At 68.0% G+C, this 21,358-nt stretch carries 18 protein-coding genes, 3 tRNA genes and 4 pseudogenes; 6 read left to right on the forward strand and 19 right to left on the reverse strand.

What is annotated here, in order from left to right:
• Window positions 1–3: 3 nt before the first annotated feature.
• The 9 genes and pseudogenes from G205_RS06225 to G205_RS06265 form a co-directional block, all read right to left on the reverse strand.
• Window positions 4–614: pseudogene (locus G205_RS06225) on the reverse strand (hypothetical protein).
• The gene (locus G205_RS06230) at window positions 611–1,267 is read right to left on the reverse strand and encodes a hypothetical protein (RefSeq protein WP_009357229.1); all 657 of its coding nucleotides are present in this window, start codon (window positions 1,265–1,267) and stop codon (window positions 611–613) included. The pseudogene G205_RS06225 and the gene G205_RS06230 overlap by 4 nt, the downstream one beginning before the upstream one ends.
• The gene (locus G205_RS06235; RefSeq protein WP_009357230.1) at window positions 1,264–1,644 is read right to left on the reverse strand and encodes a hypothetical protein; all 381 of its coding nucleotides are present in this window, start codon (window positions 1,642–1,644) and stop codon (window positions 1,264–1,266) included. The genes G205_RS06230 and G205_RS06235 overlap by 4 nt, the downstream gene beginning before the upstream one ends.
• On the reverse strand, window positions 1,641–1,832 hold the full coding sequence (locus G205_RS06240) for a DUF2273 domain-containing protein (RefSeq protein WP_009357231.1): 192 nt from the start codon (window positions 1,830–1,832) through the stop codon (window positions 1,641–1,643). The genes G205_RS06235 and G205_RS06240 overlap by 4 nt, the downstream gene beginning before the upstream one ends.
• Complete coding sequence (locus G205_RS06245) at window positions 1,829–2,290, reverse strand: Asp23/Gls24 family envelope stress response protein (RefSeq protein WP_009357232.1); 462 nt, start codon at window positions 2,288–2,290, stop codon at window positions 1,829–1,831. The genes G205_RS06240 and G205_RS06245 overlap by 4 nt, the downstream gene beginning before the upstream one ends.
• A 160-nt stretch (window positions 2,291–2,450) precedes the next feature.
• Window positions 2,451–4,049: a glycoside hydrolase family 68 protein gene (locus G205_RS06250; RefSeq protein WP_009357233.1), complete on the reverse strand. Its 1,599-nt coding sequence runs from the start codon at window positions 4,047–4,049 to the stop codon at window positions 2,451–2,453.
• A 737-nt stretch (window positions 4,050–4,786) separates the two neighbouring features.
• Window positions 4,787–4,862, reverse strand: a tRNA-Phe gene (locus G205_RS06255).
• A 48-nt stretch (window positions 4,863–4,910) separates the two neighbouring features.
• A tRNA-Asp gene (locus tag G205_RS06260) sits at window positions 4,911–4,984 on the reverse strand.
• Between the two features lie 91 nt (window positions 4,985–5,075).
• A tRNA-Glu gene (locus G205_RS06265) sits at window positions 5,076–5,148 on the reverse strand.
• A 170-nt stretch (window positions 5,149–5,318) separates the two neighbouring features.
• On the opposite strand from G205_RS06265, the gene G205_RS06270 reads away from it, so the two are divergent.
• The gene (locus G205_RS06270; protein ID WP_009357234.1) at window positions 5,319–6,362 is read left to right on the forward strand and encodes a PHP domain-containing protein; all 1,044 of its coding nucleotides are present in this window, start codon (window positions 5,319–5,321) and stop codon (window positions 6,360–6,362) included.
• Between the two features lie 39 nt (window positions 6,363–6,401).
• Here the strand turns inward: G205_RS06270 and G205_RS06275 are convergent.
• A pseudogene (locus G205_RS06275) lies at window positions 6,402–7,084 on the reverse strand (DsbA family protein).
• A 126-nt stretch (window positions 7,085–7,210) separates the two neighbouring features.
• On the opposite strand from G205_RS06275, the gene G205_RS06280 reads away from it, so the two are divergent.
• From G205_RS06280 to G205_RS06290, 3 genes and pseudogenes are all read left to right on the forward strand, one after another.
• Window positions 7,211–8,203: a DMT family transporter gene (locus tag G205_RS06280; RefSeq protein ID WP_052014057.1), complete on the forward strand. Its 993-nt coding sequence runs from the start codon at window positions 7,211–7,213 to the stop codon at window positions 8,201–8,203.
• A gap of 9 nt (window positions 8,204–8,212) precedes the next feature.
• A complete protein-coding gene (locus G205_RS06285) occupies window positions 8,213–8,641 on the forward strand; it encodes a metallopeptidase family protein (protein WP_009357237.1) in 429 nt (142 codons plus the stop codon).
• Window positions 8,642–8,651: 10 nt separating this feature from the next.
• Window positions 8,652–9,571: pseudogene (locus tag G205_RS06290) on the forward strand (cation diffusion facilitator family transporter).
• 23 nt (window positions 9,572–9,594) lie between these two features.
• On the opposite strand, the gene G205_RS06295 reads toward G205_RS06290, so the two are convergent.
• The 7 genes from G205_RS06295 to G205_RS06315 all read right to left on the reverse strand — a co-directional run bounded on the left by G205_RS06295 (window position 9,595) and on the right by G205_RS06315 (window position 16,616).
• The gene (locus tag G205_RS06295) at window positions 9,595–10,392 is read right to left on the reverse strand and encodes an ABC transporter permease (RefSeq protein WP_009357238.1); all 798 of its coding nucleotides are present in this window, start codon (window positions 10,390–10,392) and stop codon (window positions 9,595–9,597) included.
• Window positions 10,393–10,462: 70 nt separating this feature from the next.
• Entirely contained in the window at window positions 10,463–11,449 is a 987-nt protein-coding gene (locus G205_RS06300) for an ABC transporter ATP-binding protein (protein ID WP_009357239.1), read from the reverse strand.
• Window positions 11,446–11,679 (reverse strand): hypothetical protein, encoded by a 234-nt coding sequence (locus G205_RS22575; RefSeq protein WP_235046805.1) that lies wholly within the window; start codon window positions 11,677–11,679, stop codon window positions 11,446–11,448. Before G205_RS22575 ends, G205_RS06300 begins: the two co-directional genes overlap by 4 nt.
• A complete protein-coding gene (locus G205_RS22580; protein ID WP_235046806.1) occupies window positions 11,676–12,332 on the reverse strand; it encodes a LolA family protein in 657 nt (218 codons plus the stop codon). Before G205_RS22580 ends, G205_RS22575 begins: the two co-directional genes overlap by 4 nt.
• A gap of 456 nt (window positions 12,333–12,788) precedes the next feature.
• The gene (locus tag G205_RS24170) at window positions 12,789–14,108 is read right to left on the reverse strand and encodes a PEP-utilizing enzyme (protein ID WP_476855425.1); all 1,320 of its coding nucleotides are present in this window, start codon (window positions 14,106–14,108) and stop codon (window positions 12,789–12,791) included.
• Window positions 14,005–15,543 carry a PEP/pyruvate-binding domain-containing protein gene (locus tag G205_RS24175; RefSeq protein WP_476855426.1) on the reverse strand — a complete coding sequence of 513 codons (1,539 nt, stop codon included), beginning with the start codon at window positions 15,541–15,543 and terminating at the stop codon, window positions 14,005–14,007. Before G205_RS24175 ends, G205_RS24170 begins: the two co-directional genes overlap by 104 nt.
• Before the next feature lie 32 nt (window positions 15,544–15,575).
• Entirely contained in the window at window positions 15,576–16,616 is a 1,041-nt protein-coding gene (locus tag G205_RS06315) for a universal stress protein (RefSeq protein ID WP_009357240.1), read from the reverse strand.
• Window positions 16,617–17,043: 427 nt separating this feature from the next.
• On the opposite strand from G205_RS06315, the gene G205_RS06320 reads away from it, so the two are divergent.
• Complete coding sequence (locus tag G205_RS06320) at window positions 17,044–17,655, forward strand: NAD(P)-binding protein (protein WP_009357241.1); 612 nt, start codon at window positions 17,044–17,046, stop codon at window positions 17,653–17,655.
• A gap of 45 nt (window positions 17,656–17,700) precedes the next feature.
• On the opposite strand, the gene G205_RS06325 is transcribed toward G205_RS06320, so the two are convergent.
• Entirely contained in the window at window positions 17,701–18,315 is a 615-nt protein-coding gene (locus tag G205_RS06325; RefSeq protein WP_009357242.1) for a copper resistance CopC family protein, read from the reverse strand.
• A gap of 110 nt (window positions 18,316–18,425) precedes the next feature.
• Here G205_RS06325 and G205_RS06330 point away from each other — a divergent pair, with 110 nt between their 5' ends.
• Entirely contained in the window at window positions 18,426–19,868 is a 1,443-nt protein-coding gene (locus G205_RS06330; protein ID WP_009357243.1) for an NCS2 family permease, read from the forward strand.
• Between the two features lie 2 nt (window positions 19,869–19,870).
• Here the strand turns inward: G205_RS06330 and G205_RS06335 are convergent.
• Window positions 19,871–21,174 (reverse strand): annotated as a pseudogene (locus tag G205_RS06335) (cation:proton antiporter).
• Window positions 21,175–21,358 lie beyond the last annotated feature (184 nt).

Consider the following 21,358-nt stretch of genomic DNA (forward strand, 5'->3'; position numbering starts at 1 on the left):
CGGTCAGCGGACGCGCTCGGCACGGCCGAAGCGTGTCCGTGCCCCCGCACCAATGTGGATCAGGACCGGCGTTTCCTTGCCGACTACCGCTTCGAGCGCAGCGAGCAGGCCGGCGATCTCTGCTGCCAGCAGGTGCGGCGCCACGCCCTGGCGCGGCAGCAGCCGGACTTTCAGCGCGGGTGACCCCTTGACGTCATAGGTGGCTACCGTGGAACCGGCGAGGTCCGGCCGTCCCGCCAGTGCATGCTTGAGGGCCTGTTCCGCGACTCCCCCGCCGATGCGGACGTCACCGGGAACATCGCCCGGATCGTATTCGGCGGCCAACAGGTTGGACCGGCCCTTGCCCTGCTGGGCAATCCAGGCCACCATAAGCCCGATCAGCAGCAGAAGGACCAGGGCCACCACAATCCACAGCCAGCTTTCGGTGCGTCCCGGGAACCTGGTGGCGTTGAAGGCCTGGTTGATTCCGTCCCAGATCCCCGGGGACCAGGACTGCCACCAGGCACCCACGGGCGGGACGGTCGCCAGAAGCACCAGCAGGATGCCGGCGGCAAGGAGCATCAGCCCAAAACGGTGAGGAGGATCCGGTTGAGGAGGCTTGGTGTGCTGTTCATGCCCCGATCACTCCCGTTGGCGTTACATTGACCCGGGCTTCGGGTGACGGTTCCAGTTCCATTTGGTCCAGCTCATCCTGGACGGCGGCGAGGACTGTCCCCCCGTCCACCGGCACTCCGGACGTGGGCCTGACGTTCACCAGCACCTGGCGCTGGGAAACAACCACCATTACCTGCTCCGGGGTCACGTTCGCCGCCAGGCGGGCCCGGCGGGCAAGCGATGAGGCGATGACTTCATCGTCAACCACGACGGCGGGGCCACCGGAAGCCTGCCCGGCGCCAGCGAGGAGGTGGCGTGCCCGCCGTCCCGGAAGTATCCCGTTGAGCACGAAGATCAGGCCGGCCATCGCCAGGACCGCGCCGACAGCGCCCAGCAGCAGCGGCGGGATCCCGGCGGGGAGCTCCACGATGCGTTGCGCGGCAACCTGGGGCTCGATCAGCCAGGCAGGCTGGCCGATGGCATGAACCGCTGCTTCCAGGAGTCCGTAGGCCGCCAGCACCATGACCAGGACGGCAGCGACGATGGCCACCGCGGCACGCGAGGAGTGCGTTTCCCGGTACGCCACCCGGCGCATGTCCGGCCCCTGGCCTGCGGCACGGCGGTCCCCCTCGCGCCGCGACCGCCTGGCTCCGGCGTCCACCCTGCTGCTCACCGGACCCGGCCCCCTTCACTGATCCTTGCACCGCTGATGCGGATATCCACCCTGCTCAACCGGGCACCGCTGAGCTCCGTGACGGTTTCCAGGATGCGGGTTTTAGCCTCGACAGTCCGGTCCCAGATGGAACCGCCGAACCTCTCCACCCGCGTCGGATCCAAGACAACGCTCTTCAAAGGCGGGATGCTGATGGGCGTGACGAGGGACAAAGCCAGCAGGCCGTCGTCGTCCGTCCAGTCTGCCCGCACGTCCTGGGCGTCGACGTCGAACGCCGCAGCAGCCGCTGCCTTGGCAAGGCTTGTCAGCGCCTGCGTGCTGATGCGGTTATGGCCGCTGAGCGCCTGTCCCCGCAGCGCCGGGGCGGGCGTGCTCATGATGATGAGCGCCGGCCGATGATGGCGTCCAGGACACCGCGGAGGTCCAGCTTCCCTTCGGCGGCGCGGCCCAGGAGTGCCCCAATGGCCATGAAGAGCAGGGCTACCAGGAACCCCCACAGCCCGAACTGGAGGGACATGAAGGCTACGAAGGCGCCCATGGCGGCGCCTGCCAGTGTCAGGTTCACAGCAGTGCCTCCCTTTCAGGGGTTCCGGCGGCGGCCGGTTTAACGGGCGGCGGCACATAGACATCGGTGACTTCGACGTTCACCTCGATGACCTGGAGCCCCACCAGTTCCTCCACCGCCCGGTAGACGGCGGCGCGCACCTGGTTGGCAAGGGAATGCAAGGGCGTGCCGTAGCTCGCCACGAGGCTGATATCCACTGCGACCTGGGTTTCGCCCACTTCGGCGCGGACCCCGGCCGCATGGTCGGAGCTGCCGACGGCGTCGCGGATGGCCCCCAAGGCACGGGACGGTACCGATCCCAGGGAGTAGACGCCGGGAACGGCGCGGGCGGCGATCCCGGCCACCTTGGCAACAGCGGTCTCGGAAATTACGGTCCGTCCCAATCCGGGCGCCGGGACAGGTACCGGCGCGGCACCGCTGCGGAAGCCCGGCTCGGGTTGTGGGTTCTGGTATTCCATCAGGCACTCCCCCTTCTGTTGATCCAACCCTATCCCTAGCCTGCGGTGCTGCGCTGTTAACTGAGGGGCAGTAGTTAAAGGGCCCAGGCGGGGATGCCCCCAAGAGCATCCCCGCCTGGGCGGTGCCGCTGCAGCAGCGGCGGTGCGGCTATGCCGCGGTCTACTTGTACAGTCCTTCGCCGCCGACCTTGACGTTGGTGGGCAGGTAGCCGAAGGGGCCAAGGCCGTTCTGGCCGAAGCTGCGGTCAACCTGGGTGATGCCGTTCTTGAAGTTGATCTTCACGGTCGGGGACAGGGAGCCGCCGCGGACACCGTTGACGTTGTCGATGAATGACTGCACCAGCCCGTTGGGCTGCACGTAGTGCGAGTAGGCCTGGAACTGGCGGCCGTTCTGCTGGCCGGAGATGGTGCCGCTCGGGTTGTTGGCGGGCAGGTTGAGGTCGGTGGGCGAGCCAAGTGCCAGGCCGGAGTTGTTGACCGGCTGGTAGTCGGAGCGCACGCCGTCGCCCACGAAGCCGTAGACGCCGTCGGGGCCGCGCATGCCTGCTGCGTACGTGAACTGGTGGCTGATCGTGTACAGGTAGTACTTGTTCTTGCCGTCCTCGTTCTGGATGAAGATCTGGGGACGTTCAGTCTGGTCGTTCACGCAGTTCGCGGAGAGGATCGGAGGCAGGAAGGACCACTTGGTGAGGTCCTTGTTGTCCGCCACCGCGAGACCCACGTTGCCGGTCTGGTAGTAGGCGCCGCTGCTGTTCACCTCGTCGAGGGACTCTGCGTTGGCATCGCCCTCACGGTAGCCGAGGTCTTCCTCGGTGCACTGGTACTCGCCGCGGTTGCCGCCCGTGTTGCCTTCGAAGACCATGAAGGTCTTGCCGGGGTGCGCCGGGTCGGCGAAGGTGAACGGGTCACGGAACGCGAAGCCGGGGTTCTGTTCCTTGGTCTGGTACATTTCGCCGTCCGGCTCAAGCAGCTTGGTGTGCTCGAAGCCGTCGAACCAGACGCGTTCCTCGTTGGCGTGGATGTTGCCGAGGGCCTTGGCGATGGCCGCGTCCGGGGCGATGCCGCCGCCGCCGGCGTTCCGCTCGGCCACATCGTGGAAGGTGGTGGCCGTGTAGAACACGTTCACGTGGTTGCCCTGCATCAGGCGGGTGGAGCCGGACCATTCGGTGTTGCCGATGGAGGAACCGTCCACGAAAAGGTGCCCGCCGTAGTTCCACTTGTCCTTGGCCGGGTCCGCGTTGGTCTTGCGGAAGAAGAAGCCGATGCGGGCGTTCCAGTGGCGCTGGTCGAAGTTGTAGCCCGCGTGGCGGTCAGCGACGAGCGAGAAGATGACGTCGTAGCCCTTGTAGCTGATCTGGTTGGCGTGCTCGTCCGTCAGGGACCAGGTGTCCCAGACCCAGACGTCCTCGTTCATGGTGGGGAAATCCTCGGGGATTTCCGGCATGGTGACGTCCGGGCTCATGGAGTTCTGCCCGGGAGCTACCGTGGTGTCGCTCTGCGCCATGATCTGGCTGGCATCGGCGCGGGTCCACTTGGAGGTGAAGTCCGACGCCGGGTCGAAAGCTTCCTGGGTGTGTTCCGTGGGGAGGGGGAAGCCGGGCGTGGGGGCCGGCATCTGCTCTGCGGCCGGCGGGTCGGCAGGCTCGTTGGCCTGTGCCGACGGCACGGCAAGGAAGGTCGAGGCAGCCACGGCTGTTGCCAGTGCTGCGGCGGCGGACCGCCACCGCAGCATCCGGGGTGCTTGGGGGTGCTTGTGCATGTTTGCTCTTCTCGCGGAGTTGAAACTGTTCGTGGAAGACGGGCGGATGCCCTGGTTCCCCGCACTCCGGCGAGCCTCGACACCTTGGCAGGCGTCATCGAGGACGCCGTCGTGTCGAGGGGCGGGACCTGGGTGGGGTCCCACATGCGGCCCGTGCTGATACCGGGGATATCCGGGCCGGTCTCCACGCTAGGCAGGCCTTTCACGGCATTTCAAACCGTGTTTCGCGGCCCCGAAAACCAAGTTTCACCCGATTGTGCAAGCGCTTACACATTCCAATGCGCGCGCGTGACATATGGTTCTTCGGGGGTCAAATGTTACAGATGTCTGACAAATTATTTCTTGCGGAGCAGTCCGCTGTTGGGTTGCCCACATCTGCGCGGCGGCCAAAATGAGGCGGGAATTACACCGCCAGGGACACGCAAAAATGATGTCGACGCGCATCCTCCTCCGCGAGCCCCGGATTTAGGCCGCGGAAAACTCCTTGCGGGTCGGGAATGAGTGGCCGCGTCGGGAAAGGGCGGGCGCCGCGGAAGTGCTTGTGTGCGTCGAAAATGACTCCGCCCGTCGTTCCGGCAGCGGCTAGCCGAAGAAGTGAGGAGGGGCTGCTCTGGGTGCGGGTCCGGCGGGTGCGGCGGCAGATGCCAGGCCTGGGTGCCAAGCTGCATGCTGACGGCCAGGATGGGAAAGCTGGTTAAGCAGAAAAGCACCAGTTCCGAAGAACTGATGCTTCCCAGTGGTGGCTCCGACCGGCGTCGATCCGGTGACCTTTCGATTTTCAGTCGAACGCTCTACCAACTGAGCTACAGAGCCTAGGTGACTAGTCACCATGAGAGCCGGAATTGCTTCCAACAATCAGAGCGACCCTGACGGGACTTGAACCCGCGACCTCCGCCGTGACAGGGCGGCGCGCTAACCAACTGCGCTACAGGGCCTTGCGTTTCTTGCTTTCGCAGTATCTCTACCGCTTTTTTCAAGGCTTCCAGCCTACCAGACTTTTTTAGTCTGTTTGACCAGTTCCTTGCGTACCCCCAACGGGATTCGAACCCGTGCCGCCGCCGTGAAAGGGCGGTGTCCTAGGCCGCTAGACGATGGGGGCCAGAACCCGTTCGGAGCAAAAGCAAAATAAAAGGCGTAAAGCGAGGCTTTCCGTCTTTGTCCTTTGCGTTCTCCGAACTGGACTCTAAAACTATAGGGCCTAGTTCCTGATAATCCAAAATCGGCCAAAAACCCCGTGCCTGAACAGGGAGAACAGGTGAAGATGGACTGATGGATGCCGTTGCAGCGCTCAATGAGATTGCCTTCTGGCTGGAGCGCGGACGCGCTGCCACCTTCAAGGTCCAGGCCTTCCGGAAGGCCGCCGCGGCCATCAGCCCGCTGCCGGCCGAAGAAGTGGCTGAGCGGACCAGGACCGGCAGGCTGAAATCCATGAAGGGCATCGGAGACCGGACCTACCAGGTCATCCAGCAGGCCGTGGCGGGCGGCGTCCCCGACTATCTGGCCGACCTGCGGGAAAAGGGCGCCCAGCCGCTGGCCACCGGCGGCAGCGAACTTCGGAGCGCCCTCCGCGGCGACCTGCACAGCCACAGCGACTGGTCCGACGGCGGCTCCCCCATCGAGCTGATGGTGGCGGCCGCCGGGGTACTGGGCCGGGAGTACCTGGCGCTGACGGACCACTCGCCCAACCTCACCATCGCCAACGGGCTGTCAGCGGAGCGCCTCACCAGGCAACTGGATGTGGTGGCGGCGATCAACGCCGACGGGCAGGCCGGGTCCAAAGGGCAGCCGGAAGGCAAAGTGCGGCTGCTGACGGGGATCGAGGTGGACATCCTGGAATCCGGCGAGCTGGACCAGGACCCGGAACTGCTGGACCGCCTGGACATCGTGGTGTCCAGCGTCCACTCAAAGCTGCGCGCCGACCGGAAAACCATGACCCGGCGGATGCTCGGCGGCATCCAGGCGAGGCATACGAACGTGCTCGGCCACTGCACCGGCCGGCTGGTGGAGGGCTCCCGCGGTACCCGCCCGCCGTCGGAATTCGATGCCAGGGAGGTCTTTGCCGCCTGCGCCGAGAACAACGTGGCAGTGGAAATCAACTCCCGGCCCGAGCGGCAGGACCCGCCTGATCCGCTGATCCAGCTCGCGCTGGAGGCCGGGTGCCTGTTCTCGATCGACAGTGACGCGCATGCGCCCGGCCAGCTCGACTTCCTTCAGTACGGCGCCGAGCGCGCGGCCCGGAACGACGTCCCGCAGGACCGCATCATCACCACGTGGCCGGTGGAACGGTTGCTGGAGTGGGCCGCGGCGAAATAACCGCCTTCCCAGCGGCCGCGGCAACCGCCCAGGGTGCAGCTATTCGACGGCGTCAGCGAGTTTCTGCCGGAAGTCCGCCTTCGTGGAGAGGACCAGCTTTTCGCCGTTGAGGAAGAAGGTTGGAGTGCCGCTGACACCCAGCGCCTTTCCGTCTGCGATATCCGCCAGGACCCGCTCCTCCGTTTGCTGGTCGGCGACGGCGGCGTCATACAGGGCCAGGTCCAGCCCCAGCTCCTCCGCATAGCTGCGGAACAGCGGCGCCTGGGACTGCTGGCTGCCGGCCCACTGGGACTGGGTCTCGAAAAGCCTGTTGGCCATCTGCTGGTACTGGCCCTGTTGCCCGGCGGCCTCGGCAGCGAGTGCGGCCTGGCCCGAGTTCGGGTGCATCGACAGCGGGAAGTGCCGGTGCACGAACGTGATCCGGTCCCCGAACTCCGCCTTGAGCTCCTCCACCACAGGTGGATGGAACCGCAGGACGGGCACTCGAAGTCGAGGAACTCCACCAGCTGGGCTTTCTCCACTGCCGGGGTGGTGAGCCGGTGGCTGTCCGCCCGGACAAGCTGCTCAGCCCCCGCTGCGGGGGGCGCCGCCTGCTGCTGCCTCCCTGCCACCGAGAGCGCGAACCACACCGCCCCGCCAATCAAGATGACCGCCAGCACGATCCAAATGATGATCCTGGCAAGGCGTGCGTTATCGCGGGGTGGAGCAGGGTTTGAGACCATAATCCGCATCCTAGCGGAGGCCGGGAGCGCCGCCGGCTCAAGGGTCGTGCAACTTTGGCAGGAAGTTGCCCAGACGTGGCCGATTTCCGCCAGCCCCGGCCCGTCCCGTCCGGATACATTGGCTGCATGCCCTTCACCGCCCCCGCCCGCAAACCCAATTCCGAGTCTCCTCCGGCAGCGTCCCGGGCCAGGGCCCTGGGCGTCGCGGCGATGGCCGTCACCGTGGTGTTCTGGGCCTCGGCCTTCGTGGGAATCCGGGCCATCGGGCCGCACTTCTCCCCCGGATCCCTGACGCTCGGCAGGCTGGCGGTTGCCGCCGTCGTGCTGTCCTTCCTGGTGCTGCCGCAACTGCTGAAGAGCCGCAAGCTGCCGCGGGGGCGCGAATGGTGGCCCATCCTGGCCTACGGGGTCATGTGGTTCGGCGGCTACAACGTGGCGCTGAACGCCGCCGAGCATGTCCTTGATGCGGGCACCAGCGCCCTGCTCATCAACGTCAGCCCCATCCTGGTGGCCATCATGGCCGGCCTCTTCCTCAAGGAGGGCTTTCCGCGGTGGCTGCTGATCGGCAGCACCGTGGCCTTTGTTGGGGTGGCGCTTATCGCGCTGGGGTCCGGACCGGCTGCCGGGGCGGCGCCCGGCCCGGGGAAAAGCGCGACGGCGGACCTGGCGGGAGTTGCGCTGTGCCTCCTTGCCGCCGTGCTCGCCGCGGTGAGCGTGATCATCCAGAAGCCTGTCCTGCGGAAATTCCCCGCGGCGCAGGCCACCTGGTTCGGCATCATGGTGGGATCGGTGTGCTGCCTGCCCTTTGCCGGGCAACTGGCCTCCGAGCTGCAGGCCGCACCGCCCGAAGCCACGGCCGGGCTGGTGTACCTGGGTGTCTTCCCCACTGCCATCGCCTTCACAACCTGGGCTTACGCACTCTCGCTCGTGGACGCCGGCAAGCTGGCAGCCACCACCTACCTGGTTCCCGGAGTTACCGTGCTCATTTCCTGGCTCCTGCTCGGCGAGGTTCCCACGGCCTGGGGCCTGGCGGGCGGCGTCATCTGCCTGCTGGGCGTAGGGCTGACCCGCCGCCGGAGCCGCCAAGGGATAGGGGCTCCGGCGGCTGTTCGGCGCTAAAGTCGAAGTATGCCTCCCAGCCTTCCACCCGGCCTTCCGATCATTCCCGACGGTCCGCATGAGCCGCTGGGCTTCCGGATGTCCGCGGATGAATTCGAGGCCGCGGTGTCCGACGCGCTGGACAGCATCCCGGACAAGCTGGCCCGTGCCATGGACAACGTGGCCGTCTTCATCGACGACGATTACGTGCCCGGGCCGGGGGAAGATCCGGACACCGTGCTGCTGGGAATCTACGAAGGCGTCCCGCTGACTGAACGCGACTCCTGGTGGGACGCAGGGTCCCTGCCGGACCGGATCACCATCTTCCGGGAACCCATCCTGGAAATCTGCTCGTCCCGGGAGGACGTGATCCATGAGGTGGCGGTAACCGTCGTCCATGAGATCGCGCACCACTTCGGCATTTCCGATGACCGGCTGCACGAGCTGGGCTGGGGCTAGCCTTGTAGGCATGGGACACGACCACAGCCACACCCACGGCATCACCGCTACCGGCCAGCACCGCAAGCGGCTCGTGGCCGTGCTGGTGATCACGCTTGCCGTTGTCCTGGTCCAGGTGGTGGGGGCCGTCCTGTCCGGGTCGCTCTCCCTGCTGGCTGACGCCGGGCACATGCTCTCCGACGCAGCCGGGGTCACCATCGCCCTCCTCGCCGCCTGGATCGCCGGCAGGCCCGCCAGCGACCAGCGCACCTACGGGTACCAGCGCGCAGAGGTGCTGGCAGCGCTGGCCAACGCCCTCATCCTGATCGTGATCTCCGTGGTGATCTTCACCGAGGCCATCCGCCGGATCGGCTCCGCCCCGGAAGTGTCCACGGACATCATGCTCTTCGCCGCCATCCTTGGCGCGGTGGCGAACGTTGTGTCCCTCCTGATCCTGCACGGCGCCCACCATGAAAGCCTCAACGTGCGCGGCGCCTACCTGGAGGTCCTCGGCGACCTCCTGGCTCGTTCGCCGTTATTGCCGCCGCCGTGGTGATCATGCTGACCGGTTTCAACGCCGCGGACACCATCGCCTCGGTGGTGATCGCCATCCTGATCCTGCCGCGGGCCTGGAGCCTGCTGCGCGACGTGGTGGATGTCCTGCTGGAAGCCAGCCCCAAGGGTGTGGAAGTCCAGATGATCCGTGAGCACATCCTGTCCGTGGCAGGCGTCACCGACGTGCACGACATCCATATCTGGACCATCACCTCCGGCGTGCCCGTGTTCTCTGCCCATGTGGTGGTGGAGGACGGGGTGCTGAATGCGCGCGGTGCCGACCAGCTGCTGGACAAGCTCATCACCTGCCTGGGCTCGCACTTCGACACCGACCACTGCACCTTCCAGCTGGAGCCGGCCAGCCACTCGGAGCATGAGGCGCACCAGCACGCATAAGCGTGGCCGGCCCTGCCCCGGCATCAGCTCAGGATGTCCCTGGTGACGAACCTCCCGTAAGCCAGCGCCCCGAACACTGCAATGTAGCCGCCTTGCAGCAGGGCGTTGCTGGTGAATGAGTCCCACAGCAGGGGCTGGCGCAGCATGTCGCCGAACCCGAACCAGTAATGGCTGAACAGCCACGGGTGCAGCCATTCCAGCTGCGGCAGCTGGTCCAGGACCTGGGACACCACCGACACCACCACGGTGGCAGCCATGGCACCCACCGGAACCACCGTGAGGGTGGACAGGAAGAGCCCGACGGCGGAAAGGCCCGCCAGCGAAACGGCCAGGTACGCGGCAATCAGGAGGATGCGGACCGCGGCTTCAGGCGGCTGGATGACGTCCCCCGACAGCAGCGTCACGGGCCCCACCGGAAACAGGGCCGCGCCAATTGCGGCACCGGCAAGGCCGACGGTGAGCGGCGCGACAATGCAGAACGCGAGCGCCCCTGCGTATTTGACCAGCAGCAGCCGGACCCGCCCGGCGGGCGCCACGAGCAGGTACCGGAGGGTGCCCAGGTTTGCCTCGCCGGCGATGGTGTCCCCCGCCACCACCCCCACCGTGAGCGGCAGGAACAGCGGCACCGAGACCAGCATGGCGGTGAAGGCAACAAAGAGGCCGTTCTGGCTGATCCGGTCCAGGAAGGCCGGGCCCCGGCCGGGCGGGACGGCGGACGAAACCCGCACCGCGATGGCGATCAGCACGGGAATGGCTGCCAGTGCCAGCAGCAGCGCCCAGGTGCGGCGGCGGCCGAACAGGACCCGCAGTTCCGAGAGCATCAACGAGGACGCGGACTCCCGCGCCTCCCGGACCGCCGGCGCGGCTGTTCCGGGGACTTCCGCCGGCACGCTACTGGGCAACGTCGAACCCCTCTCCGGTCAAGGCAACAAAGCGGTCTTCCAGGCTTTCGCGTTCGACGGCGAATCCCCGGACCCGCACGCCGCCCGCCACCAGCTGCCCCACAACATCCTCGGGGAGACGGCCGTCGCCAGCGGCGGACAGGCTGGCGAGGAGGACCTCGCCGTCGGGCTGGGATCCGCCGGCCTCCGCCGCCAGGCCCAGGCCGGCAAGGACAGACCTGGCCTGACCGGCGTCGGGTGTCAGGAGCCGGATCCGTGCGCTGCCGGCACGGCGCAGTTCGGCGAGCGGTCCCTGCGCCACGAGGCGGCCGGCGCTCATGATGGCCGCGTGCGTGCACATCTGCTCCACCTCGGCGAGCAGGTGGCTGGAGACAAAGACCGTGGCCCCGTCATGGGCAAGGGAACGGACCAGGTTGCGCACCTCCCGCGTGCCCTGCGGGTCGAGTCCGTTGGTGGGCTCATCCAGCACCAGCAGGTCCCGGCGGGCGAGCAGTGCGTTGGCGATGCCCAGCCGCTGCTTCATCCCCAGCGAGTAGGCGTGCACCTTCTTGCCGGCGGCATGTGAGAGCCCCACCCGTTCCAGGGCACGGTCCACCCGGCCCTTCCGGGTGGCGGGTACGGTGCTGCGGCCGGCGGCATCCAGCCGGGAAAGGTTCGCTGCACCGGACAGAAAGGGGTAGAAGGCGGGCCCTTCCACCAGCGCGCCCACCCGCGGCAGCACGTCCCGGAACCTGCCCGGCATTTCCATCCCCAGCAGGCTCACCGTTCCTGCTGACGCCGCCGCGAGGCCCAGCAGCATACGGATGGTTGTGGTTTTACCGGATCCGTTGGGGCCAAGGAACCCGAAGACGGAACCGGGCGGCACGGCGAGGTCCACGCCGTCCACGGCAACCTGCCGGCCAAAGTGCTTGGTCAGGCCCCGCGTCTCGATGGCAAGGTTGTACCTCCCGGACCCGCTTCCGCCCTGCGGGATCACGGAGCCGCCGACGCAGCGGCCTGCAGCCTGTCCGGCTGCACCATGCCGGCGAAGATGCGGCCATCATCGGTGATGAGGACGTTCAGGAGCGTGGTGGACAGCAGCCGCCCGCCGGGGACAGCGACGGCGGCCTGGGACAGGAGCGGATCCCGCAGCAGCGAGTCAGCGAGGGTTCCGCCCGCGGCAGCGGCCGGGATCCCCACCACCGTCTCCCAGCCCGTTCCGGTCACGGAGGGGCGGGCCGGATGCTGCCTGAGGGCTGCCAGGTCTTCCGGGTGATGATCATGCCGGGCGCACGGAAGTTGAGGGACCACCGGTCCGGGTCACGGAACTGCAGTTCCTTCACGGGGCTGCCGGGCGGCGGGGCGAAGGTGAAGAGGGAGTCGTCCGGCGCGTCCAGGGAAAGGCTGGTGAAGCCGGCACGGAACGACGGCGAGGAGGCACCGCGGGCGGTCACCTGGACGGACAGGGGCATCCCGGTTTCCCCGTCCACGGCAATGGCCACCTTGCCCACGACCGTGGCATCGGTGCGGGGCTCAAGCACCAGGTTGTAGGCGGTGCGCCCTGCAACGTCCACATCCTCACCCACTGACACGGCGGTGCTTGGCTCCACCTTGGCCAGGAGGAGTCCGGCGATGTCCGCGGGCGTGTGCGTGTGCATGCCGCCCGGATTGTCCGGTTCGGCCGGAGGCACGTTCGGGTCCTGCGGCCCGGCGGTCGGCGGCACGTACAGCGGCAGGTCGCTGGCAAAGGACGGAAGGGTCAGATGGGCCGTGGAGTTGTCCTTGGAGGAATAGAACCAGACGTCATTGCCCCGGCGGACAATGTCACGTTCGGCCAGCCGGTCCACCACCTGTACCCGGGCTTTGGCCTTGCCGTCCATGTACACCCGTGCGGTGTGCCCGCCGGAGAGCAGCTCGAACAGGGAGCTGCGCCGCCTGCCGAGGCGGGCCCGGACGTAGGCCCGGCAGGGGGAAGTTCAGGCAGTCCCAGATCCGACGATTGCTCAACGGTGCCGGAGAACGTGGAGACCTTGTGCTGCCCCAGCAGGGCCAGCACTTCCGCCGGCGACTTTTCGGGCAGGGGGTCGCCTGCCCGGGCCGGGATGGATCCCGCGAGCACCCCTGCCGCGATCACTGCAGGTACTGTCATGGCAGGCAGCCACCGCAGCCAGGCACGCCTGGCGCCCGGCGCGTTCCGCCGTTGGAGCCAACTGCTGGAGCCGGTGGTGCCGGAGCCCGCTGCTTCTGAGCCCATAGCTCAAGGTTACGCCTGCGCAGGCACGTAGACACGGGCCGGAAGCCCCCTCCCGGAAGGGGTTTGGTACCCCGGGGACTGGTCAGGCAGGCGTCACGGTTCCCGCGCCGCCGTCGACCGTAATCCTCTGCCCGGTGGTGATCCTGCCCGTGGCATCGGCAACTCCCACGACGGCCGGAATGCCGTACTCCCGGGCCACCACCGCGCCGTGCGAGTTGGGGCCGCCCATCTCCATCACCAGTCCGCCCGCCGTGAGGAACAGCGGGGTCCAGCCGGGGTCTGTGGACGGGGCCACCAGGATTTCGCCGGGCTCCAGGTGTGCGCCCACGGGATCCAGGATGACCCGGGCAGCCGCTGTCACGGATCCTGTGGAGGCGGGGCTCCCGGTCAGTGCACCGTCAGACGCTGTTGCGGCCGCCGGTTGCAGCGCCTCGACCTCGGTGCCGTCCGACAGCAACACCCGGGGGATGCGCCGCCGCCCGACTTCCCACTCGTACGCTGCCCGCCGCTCCGCCACCAGCTCGCGCAGGTCCGGGACCGCGCCGCCAGGATGATCCGGAAGGGCCTGGTGCGCTTCGTGGAAGTCGAGGAAGAAAATGTCGTCAGGCTGCTCAAGGATTCCGGCGTCGGCAAGCTCCTTGCCGACGTGCAGCAGCTGCCTGCGGACCTCCGCGAGGCCCACGACCAGCTGGTACTTCGGCAGCTCCCGCAGCCCGGCAAAGAGCCGTGCCCTCCGCAGGGCAGCCCGGACCACGACGGCGTGCAGGGGGCTTCGTGCCCCTGCACGGGCGACCAGCCTTGCCACCTGCGCGTCGGCGTCCTCTGCCGCCTTGCTGAACTGCACGTCGGGCGCCAGGTCCGGGACCTCCAGCCGAAGATAGTTGGCCAGGACACCGATGATGTGGGAGGGGTCGTCGGACCAGCGCGGCATCCCGACGTCGATCTCCGCCACCGCACGGTGGCCGTACCGGTCGAGGAACCGGGTCAGGCCGGCCTCAAGCCTGGCGGGGACGCGCCCGGCCTGGAACTCCCTGGCCAGGCGGGACGGGTCCTGCGTTGTGAGGGCGGTGTACGACTCGGCGTCGTCCCGGATGGCAACGGCGAGCCGCCACAGCTCCAGGTCCATCTCGGTGGTCACGTTGTTGGGCAGGCCGCGAAGTACCGGCTCGAGTTCGTCCCACCGGGCCCCACCCAGCACCTTCCCTGCCACGGCGAGCATGGCGAACCCCAAGGCGGGCAGCGGCAGGATGGCGGGCACGATGGTGAACAGGCGGGTCCGCAGGAGCATCTCGGCGTGCTCAAGGCGCGCGGCGGGTCCTGCAGCGGGCGGCGCTTCCAGGGCAGCCTCGAAGTCGCGGGTGAAGCGGTCCAGGCGGCGGAGTGCAGCAGCCGGCCTGAACATCCCCCGAAGGAGCGACTCCGGGGCTTGCCCGGACGGCGGCGGGGACAACATGGCGGAGCAGCGCCAGCGGCGTCCTGCGCGTCACGGAGAACGCGGGCTCGTCGAAGAGCTGCCTGAGCAGGGTCGCCGAGCGGGCCTCCATGATGTCGAACACGCGGGGAAGGATCCACCGGCCCACGGTGCTCCGCAGCGGAGTGGTGAGGTCGAAGTACAGCCGCTGGCCGGCCTCCGCGTAGGGGGACGGCCCCCTGCGGGGATCGGGAACGTGGAACCGTGCCGCCTGCGCCACCGAGGAGGCTATGAGCCGGAATACCGCCCGGCCCATGGGTGTGATTGGCCGGGTCAGGCCCTGCGCGAGGCTGAAGCAGAGGTAGACCCTGGTGCCGGTGCCGCCCTGCGCGCCGGTCCGTTGCGGGACCGGATAGAGGGTGGTGATGGGCCTGGACTGGGTCAGCCACAGGGTTCCGGAGCCGTCGATGGCCCATTCGATGTCCTGCGGCGCCCCGAAGTATTGCTCTGCCTGGCGGCCCAGCCGTGCCAAGGCGGTGGCCTGGGCGTCATCGAGGCACTCGCCCGCTGCGGCGTCCGGCGCCTCAATGGTCCGGGTCCCGCCTCCCGGGACTGCCCGGACCGCCACCTTCTTGTCCCCCGGTTTCCGTTCCAGGACCCTGCCCGTCAGGGCATCAACCACATAATGGTCCGGGTTGACTGCCCCGGACACCACTGCCTCGCCCAGGCCGGGGCTGGCATCTATGACGGCGTGGCCCCTGCGGCCGGTGAGCGGGTTGGCGGTGAACATGACCCCGGCGGTCTCGGCCTCCACCATCCGCTGGACCACCACGGCCAGGGCGACGCCGGCAGGATCGATGCCCAGGCCCGCGCGGTAGGTGGTGGCGCGGTCCGTCCAGAGCGACGCCCAGCACTTACGCACCGCTTCCAGCGCGGGGGCCACACCCACCACGTTGAGGTACGTGTCCTGCTGCCCGGCGAAGCTTGCGAACGGCAGGTCTTCCGCGGTGGCCGATGACCGCACCGCCACCGGCACGTCGTGACCCAGTCCGCGGTAGGCCTGTTCGACGGCCGCGGCGACGTCAGCGGGGATCGGCGCAGCAAGGATGGCACTGCGGGCAGCCGCCGCAAGGCCGGCCAGCGCCGAAGGATCCACGGGCCCCGCGCCGGGTTCCGGCTTCAGGGCGGCCTGGACGTAGGCGAGGCCGGGAAGCAGGGAAGCAGGCGCGCCGGTGGCCCGGCGGTACGCCTCAGTGGTGAGGCAGAAGCCGTCCGGCACGGGCAGGCCCGCGGACATCAGTTCGCCCAGGTTGGCTGCCTTGCCTCCGGCCAGGTCCAGCATGGCGGTGTCCAGGGAGGACAGGTCCCGGACCAGTCCGGGAGTGTCCACCGCGGGGCTTCCGCCGGGCTCGGCGTGCGGCTGCATGTCCTGGCGTCCCTCGTGGCGGGGCTACGGGATCAGGCAGCGTCACCGAGGATGGGCCCGAACCTGGCCCGGTCCGCCAGCCGGGGGTCTTCCCGGTCCGGGACCACCATGACGGGACCCTTGGCGTGGTGCAGCACGCCGTCGGACGTGGAACCCAGCAGCATTCCAGTGAAGCCGCCCCGGCCGCGGGTTCCCACCACCACCAGCTCCACGTGGCGGCTTTCCTCCACCAGCACGTCCACGGGTGATCCGTCCCGCAACTGCGATTCGGCGGGAAGGGCCGGGTAATGGCTCCGCAGCCAGGCCATGCCGGCGTCCAGGGTCACCTGGATGTCGGCGAAAAGGGCCTTGCGGTCCATCGGTGCCGGAACCCAGGCCAGCGAGCCGCTGTATTGGGGGACGGCGCACACCACACGCAGCGTGGCGCCCAGCCGTTCAGCCTGGTCTGCTGCTTCCAGCACGGCTACCCGGGCCTGTTCCGATCCGTCCACGCCCACCACCACCACATTTTCTACGCGCTGGTGCCCGGCCTTCGCCTGTTCTGCCTTGATGCGCCGGTCCTCGGTGGTTTCGCCGAGCCGGTCGGAGCAGATGAGCGGCACGGTCACCGTGGGGCATTTGGCGTGGGCGGGCAGGGCGCTGCTGACCGAGCCCAGGAGCCGGCCCACGAAGCCGCCGCGGCCGCGGGTGCCGAATACCAGGAGTTCGGCGGTTTCGGACATGTCCAGCAGCACTCCCGAGGCGTCACCGTTCTCCACGGACGAGGTCACCTCGATGTCGTACTGGGAGACCTTCTGCAGGGCCTGCCGGACCACGGCCTCGGCGCCCTCACGGATGACGGAGTCGTCCACTGTGGCGTAGCCGCCGTCAAGGCCGGAGGCAGCGAAGATGGGCACGGAGTATGCGGTCACGATGTGCAGGGGACGACGGCGGCGCTGGGCTTCACGGGCCGCCCACACCAGGGCGCACTGGCCATGGTCCGAGCCGTCCACGCCAACCACGATCCCCTCAGGCGCGGCGGAAGTGCCGCCGCCGTCCCGGGCCGGGTCCGGATGCAACTCGTGTGCGCCCATGGGGCCGCCTCCTTGCGCTACTGCCGCTGATGTTGCGGCTATTCTGCCAGAAGCGGGGAGCGTTTTCCGCACCCGGCGGGCCGTCGCGGGCGCCGGCGGAACAACCCGCCTCCGCTTCTCACTATTCTCCGTCCGGGATGCCTTAGCAAGCCTGATCAGCGCGGAAATCCACATGTTATCCACAGCCTTTCCACACCCCTCCGGAAAGCGCGTTCACCCGCAGAAGAATGTTTGCGTTTTGGGCTATCCCTGGCCGGAAATGTTCTGTAGTCTTCAGGACATTGTTGGTCCGGGAAGCCCGCAGGCACTGCCTGCCAGGGCTGCCCTCCAATGTGCTGCGGCCGGACTTTGGGGGGCACGGAACGCGCGCCGGCGAGGATGCCGGCACCAGCCGAAACTTCGAAGGAGGGAAACTGTAGTGTCAAGCATGCCTGGGAGTGCCGGGACCGAACAGACCACCACCGTGATCATTGGCACGGGGCTTTCCGGCCTTGCCGTAGCGGCCGAGCTGCGCCGGCGCGGGGTGGACTCCATCGTGGTGGACGGCCTCGACGTCCTGGGCGCCGCCCAGCCCGCAACGGCGTCGCTGCAGCGCTGCGACGCCGCGGACCCCGCCACCTTGCGCGAGCGGAACGAGATCCTGCGGCACCTGCGCAACTACGCCGCCAGCCACCAGGTGGACGTGCGGAACACCACCCGCGCGGTACAGCTGACCAAGGTGGATGCCGCACCCGCCCCGCAGTGGGAAGTCCACACGGCCACGGGTGTCCTCCTGGCAGACCACATTGTCCTGACCCGCTGCGCACAGAGCCAGCTCCGGCGGATGATCAACGAGTTCGGCATCGCCGTAGGGCGGAACCTGGCTGCGGCCATGCGGGCCATCGGCATCTACCTGGTGGGCGTCGGTGAGCTGATTACGCCCTCCCCAAAGGAAGTCCTGCGCCAGGCCAAGACCGTGGGGCTGGCCATTTCGGCCAAAGTCCACCCGGCTCCCCTGGCCCCGCCGTCAACCGGCAGCCTCGCGATGCTGCCCTGCTAGCGTGTGCGCCGGCGCTGCCGCCCGAAGCCTCCCGTTGGGGACGGGCTATCCCGCGTCCGGCTCTTCGCCGGCGGACAGCCGGCGCTTTGCGATGACAGCCAGCGCTACCAGCAGGCCCACCGCCACCGCAGCGAAGATCACGATGCTCCACTGGAAGGGCTCGCCGGAGTCCGCGGGCCCGGACGGCTCAGCCGTGGCTCCCGGCTCCGCGGTGCCCATTCCCGGAACGTTGGCGGCCGCCGTCGGGCCCGTGGCCGGAGCCGTTCCCGCTGCGGCAGCGGCGGCGGCGGTGAAGCCGAAGGTGCCCTCGATGGGGTGTGAATCCGAACTGACCACGCGCCACGACACGGTGTACGCGCCTGCGGGTGCTCCCGGCCGGAGCTTTTGGGATGCCACGTTGTCAACGATCTGGACCTGCCCGTCGGCCCACTCCGTGCCCGAAGCGTCCTTCACGGAGACGGACGCGCCAATTCCCAGGGGCTTGTTGCTGAACGTCACCGACACCTGTTCCGGCGGGACGGGGACAGACGCGCCCTGCGCCGGGCTGCTGGATTCGGCGGCGTCGTGGGCGGCGGCCGGACCGGCCAGGCCCAGCATTGCGGCAGCAAGGACGAGGAATCCGAGCAGGAAGTTCAGCGGACGGCGGCGGATGGGGCGCATGCGGTACTGCTCCTTGTGTTGGCTTCCTTACAGACTAGGCGAATTTGCCGGGGCTTCCGCCGCCGCCGCCATAGGATGCAGGTATCCCCACATACTCCCCCGGAGGACTAATGCTTAAGCAAGGCTCTGCCCTGGACCGGTATTTCAAGATCACCGAGCGCGGCTCCAACCTCTCCCGCGAAATCCGCGGCGGCTTCGCCACCTTCTTCGCCATGAGCTACATCGTGGTGCTGAACCCGCTGATCCTCTCAGGCCCCGATTCCACCGGCACCACGCTCGGGTTCACCGCGGTTGCAGCGGTGACGGCGTTCGTTGCTGGCATCCTGACCATCCTGATGGGCGCCTGGGCAAAGCATCCCTTCGCGCTTGCCACCGGCCTGGGCGTCAACGCCTTCGTTGCCGTCACCGTGGCCACCAACCCCGGGCTGACGTGGCCGGACATGATGGGACTGGTGGTCCTGTCCGGCGTGACCATGCTGATCCTGGTCCTCACGGGATTCCGGACCGCCGTCTTCAAGGCCGTGCCGGACGGACTCAAGACCGCGATCGTGGTGGGGATCGGGCTGTTCATCGCCCTGATCGGGCTCGTGAATGCAGGCTTTGTCCGGCGCATCCCGGACGTGGCCGGCACCACGGTCCCGGTGGGCCTCGGCTTTGACGGCAAGCTCCTGGGCTGGCCGACGGCGGTGTTCGTCTTCGGCCTGGTCCTCACCATCGCGCTGGTGGTCCGCAAGGTCAAAGGCGCCATCCTGATCGGCATCATCACTTCCACGGTCATCTCCGTCATCCTGGAACTGACGCTGCGCATCGGCCCCAGCGTGGTCCCGGGCAAGGAGTACAACCCGCAGGGCTGGTCGCTGGTGGCCCCCACGTTTTCGGAGTGGGCCGCACCGGACCTTTCCCTGATCGGCAAGGCAAACCCATTCGGCGCATTCGACCGCCTCGGATTCGTGGCGGCCACGCTACTGGCGTTCGTCATCCTGCTCAGCATCTTCTTCGATGCGATGGGCACCATGGTGGGACTGGCCAATGAAGCAGGCACGGTGGACGAGCACGGCAACATTCCGAACGTGGACCGCGTGCTCCAGGTGGACGCGCTGGGTGCCATTGTTGGCGGCGGCGCGTCCGTGTCCTCCAACCAGATCTACGTCGAGGCGGGCGCCGGCATCGGCGAGGGCGCCCGGACCGGTATCGCCTCGATCGTCACGGGCCTGCTGTTCCTCGTTGCCATGTTCTTCACCCCGCTCATCAACCTGGTCCCGTTCGAGGCCGTGGCACCGGCGCTGGTGGTGGTGGGCTTCATGATGGTGTCCCAGGTGGGCAAGATCGACTGGCAGGACTGGGGCATCGCCATCCCCGCTTTCCTGACCTTCACCCTGATGCCCTTCACCTACTCCATCGCCAACGGCCTGGGTGCCGGCTTCATCGCCTACGTGCTCATCCGCACCGTCCAGGGCCGGGTCAAGGACATCCACCCGCTGATGTGGGCCGTGGCCGGCGCGTTCCTGCTGTTCTTCGCCGTCGGCCCCATTGAGGCGGCCCTGGGAATGTAGCCCTACACGGGCGTGTTCGGGGCCAGGCCCTCGTCCCCGGACACCGCCCGGGCTTTCTTTTCCCGCAGCCGGTCCAGCCGGTTCATGAGCGGCGAGGTGGTGGCGCCGTGGATGACAATGGACATGGCGACAACCAGCCCCACGAAGCCCCAGAGCCACTCCGCCTGGTCCGGGAACTCGCCCTTGCCCAGCGCGTAGGAGAGGTAATAGAGGGAGCCGATCCCGCGGATGCCGAAGAAGGACAGGGCAATCCTTTCCCGCGGACCGGTCTTCCCGCCCAGCAGTCCCAGCCAACCTGCCAGCGGGCGGACCAGCAGCAGGAACACCAGCGCCACCAGCACCTCTGCCAGCCCCATTCCGGCCAGCAGGCCCCGGGCGATGGCACCACCGAGCAGGACCAGGATGACCACCGTCAGGAGCCGTTCCAGCTGTTCCACGTAGGAGTGCAGCACGCGGTGGTAGCCGTGCGTGTGCTCTGCGGCCCTGATGGTGACGGCGCAGACGAACACAGCGATGAACCCGTAGCCCTCCACCATCTCGGTCAGCCCGTAGGCCAGGAAGGTCGCGGCCAAGGCGACAAACCCTTCTGAGTGGTTGGAGAGCCGCAGGCTTTCCTTCCGCGCCGAAAAGAAGAGCCGTGCCAGCAGCTTTCCGGTGAGGAAACCCAGGAGCAGGCCGATGGCAAGCCGCCACAGCACGTCCACCCCGAACCACTCCGGGAACCAGCCGGCCGGGTCCGGGCCGGCGATGCTGATGGCGATGGCCAGGTACACGAAGGGGAAGGCCAGGCCGTCGTTGAGTCCGGCTTCGGAGGTGAGGCCGAACCGGACCTCGTCCTCCTGGTTGGCATCGTCGTCGTTATCCGCGGGTTCACCCACCTGGACCTCCGAGGCAAGGACAGGATCCGTGGGTGCAAGGCTCGAGGCCACCAGCAGGGCGGCACCCAGGCCCAGTCCCAGGAATCCCATTCCGAGCACTGTCAGGAGCACGATGCACAGCGGCATGGCGACTCCCAGCAGCCGCCAGGTGGTGGACCAGCCGCTCCGGCTAACCGGCCGGTCCAGCGCCAGGCCGGCACCCATCAGCGAGACGATCACGCAGATCTCGGAAAGGTGCAGGGCAAAGTCGCCGTGGGCGAGGGGGTCCGGGTTGGGCAGGGTGGGAATCAGGCAAAGGCTGCCATCCCCGCCCCAAGGAAGACCATGGGCATCGAAAACGGCATGTTCCGCAGCAGTTTGGGCAACACCGCGGCGATAAACACCGCCAGTCCTGCCGCGGCAAACAGGATATTGGGGGCTTCAAACACGTGCTGTTCTCCGGCCTGTTCGTTGCGCCGGTCCGGCGCAAGCAGCGTGGTGCGGTCCCGGGAGGGATTGCTCCACCATAGCCTCTGCCGGCTCCCGGTGCAGCCGGGCGTTTTGTCCACATAAAGAGACCTCCAGCCGGGCGAAGTCGCCGTATGTGGACGAAAACTACACGGGGTTCTTGCA

It is taken from the genome of Arthrobacter nitrophenolicus (assembly GCF_000332815.1).
Taxonomy (GTDB): domain Bacteria; phylum Actinomycetota; class Actinomycetes; order Actinomycetales; family Micrococcaceae; genus Arthrobacter; species Arthrobacter nitrophenolicus.

Coding starts and splice junctions, on each gene's coding strand:
- G205_RS06330 (WP_009357243.1), top strand. CDS start 18,426: ATGCTTAAGCAAGGCTCTGCCCTGGACCGGTATTTCAAGATCACCGAG.
- G205_RS06325 (WP_009357242.1), bottom strand. CDS start 18,315: ATGCGCCCCATCCGCCGCCGTCCGCTGAACTTCCTGCTCGGATTCCTC.
- G205_RS06295 (WP_009357238.1), bottom strand. CDS start 10,392: ATGCTCTCGGAACTGCGGGTCCTGTTCGGCCGCCGCCGCACCTGGGCG.
- G205_RS06245 (WP_009357232.1), bottom strand. CDS start 2,290: ATGGAATACCAGAACCCACAACCCGAGCCGGGCTTCCGCAGCGGTGCC.
- G205_RS06315 (WP_009357240.1), bottom strand. CDS start 16,616: ATGGGCGCACACGAGTTGCATCCGGACCCGGCCCGGGACGGCGGCGGC.
- G205_RS06320 (WP_009357241.1), top strand. CDS start 17,044: ATGCCTGGGAGTGCCGGGACCGAACAGACCACCACCGTGATCATTGGC.
- G205_RS06250 (WP_009357233.1), bottom strand. CDS start 4,049: ATGCACAAGCACCCCCAAGCACCCCGGATGCTGCGGTGGCGGTCCGCC.
- G205_RS06285 (WP_009357237.1), top strand. CDS start 8,213: ATGCCTCCCAGCCTTCCACCCGGCCTTCCGATCATTCCCGACGGTCCG.
- G205_RS24170 (WP_476855425.1), bottom strand. CDS start 14,108: ATGTTCAGGCCGGCTGCTGCACTCCGCCGCCTGGACCGCTTCACCCGC.
- G205_RS06270 (WP_009357234.1), top strand. CDS start 5,319: ATGGATGCCGTTGCAGCGCTCAATGAGATTGCCTTCTGGCTGGAGCGC.
- G205_RS24175 (WP_476855426.1), bottom strand. CDS start 15,543: ATGCAGCCGCACGCCGAGCCCGGCGGAAGCCCCGCGGTGGACACTCCC.
- G205_RS06280 (WP_052014057.1), top strand. CDS start 7,211: ATGCCCTTCACCGCCCCCGCCCGCAAACCCAATTCCGAGTCTCCTCCG.
- G205_RS22580 (WP_235046806.1), bottom strand. CDS start 12,332: ATGGACGGCAAGGCCAAAGCCCGGGTACAGGTGGTGGACCGGCTGGCC.
- G205_RS06235 (WP_009357230.1), bottom strand. CDS start 1,644: ATGAGCACGCCCGCCCCGGCGCTGCGGGGACAGGCGCTCAGCGGCCAT.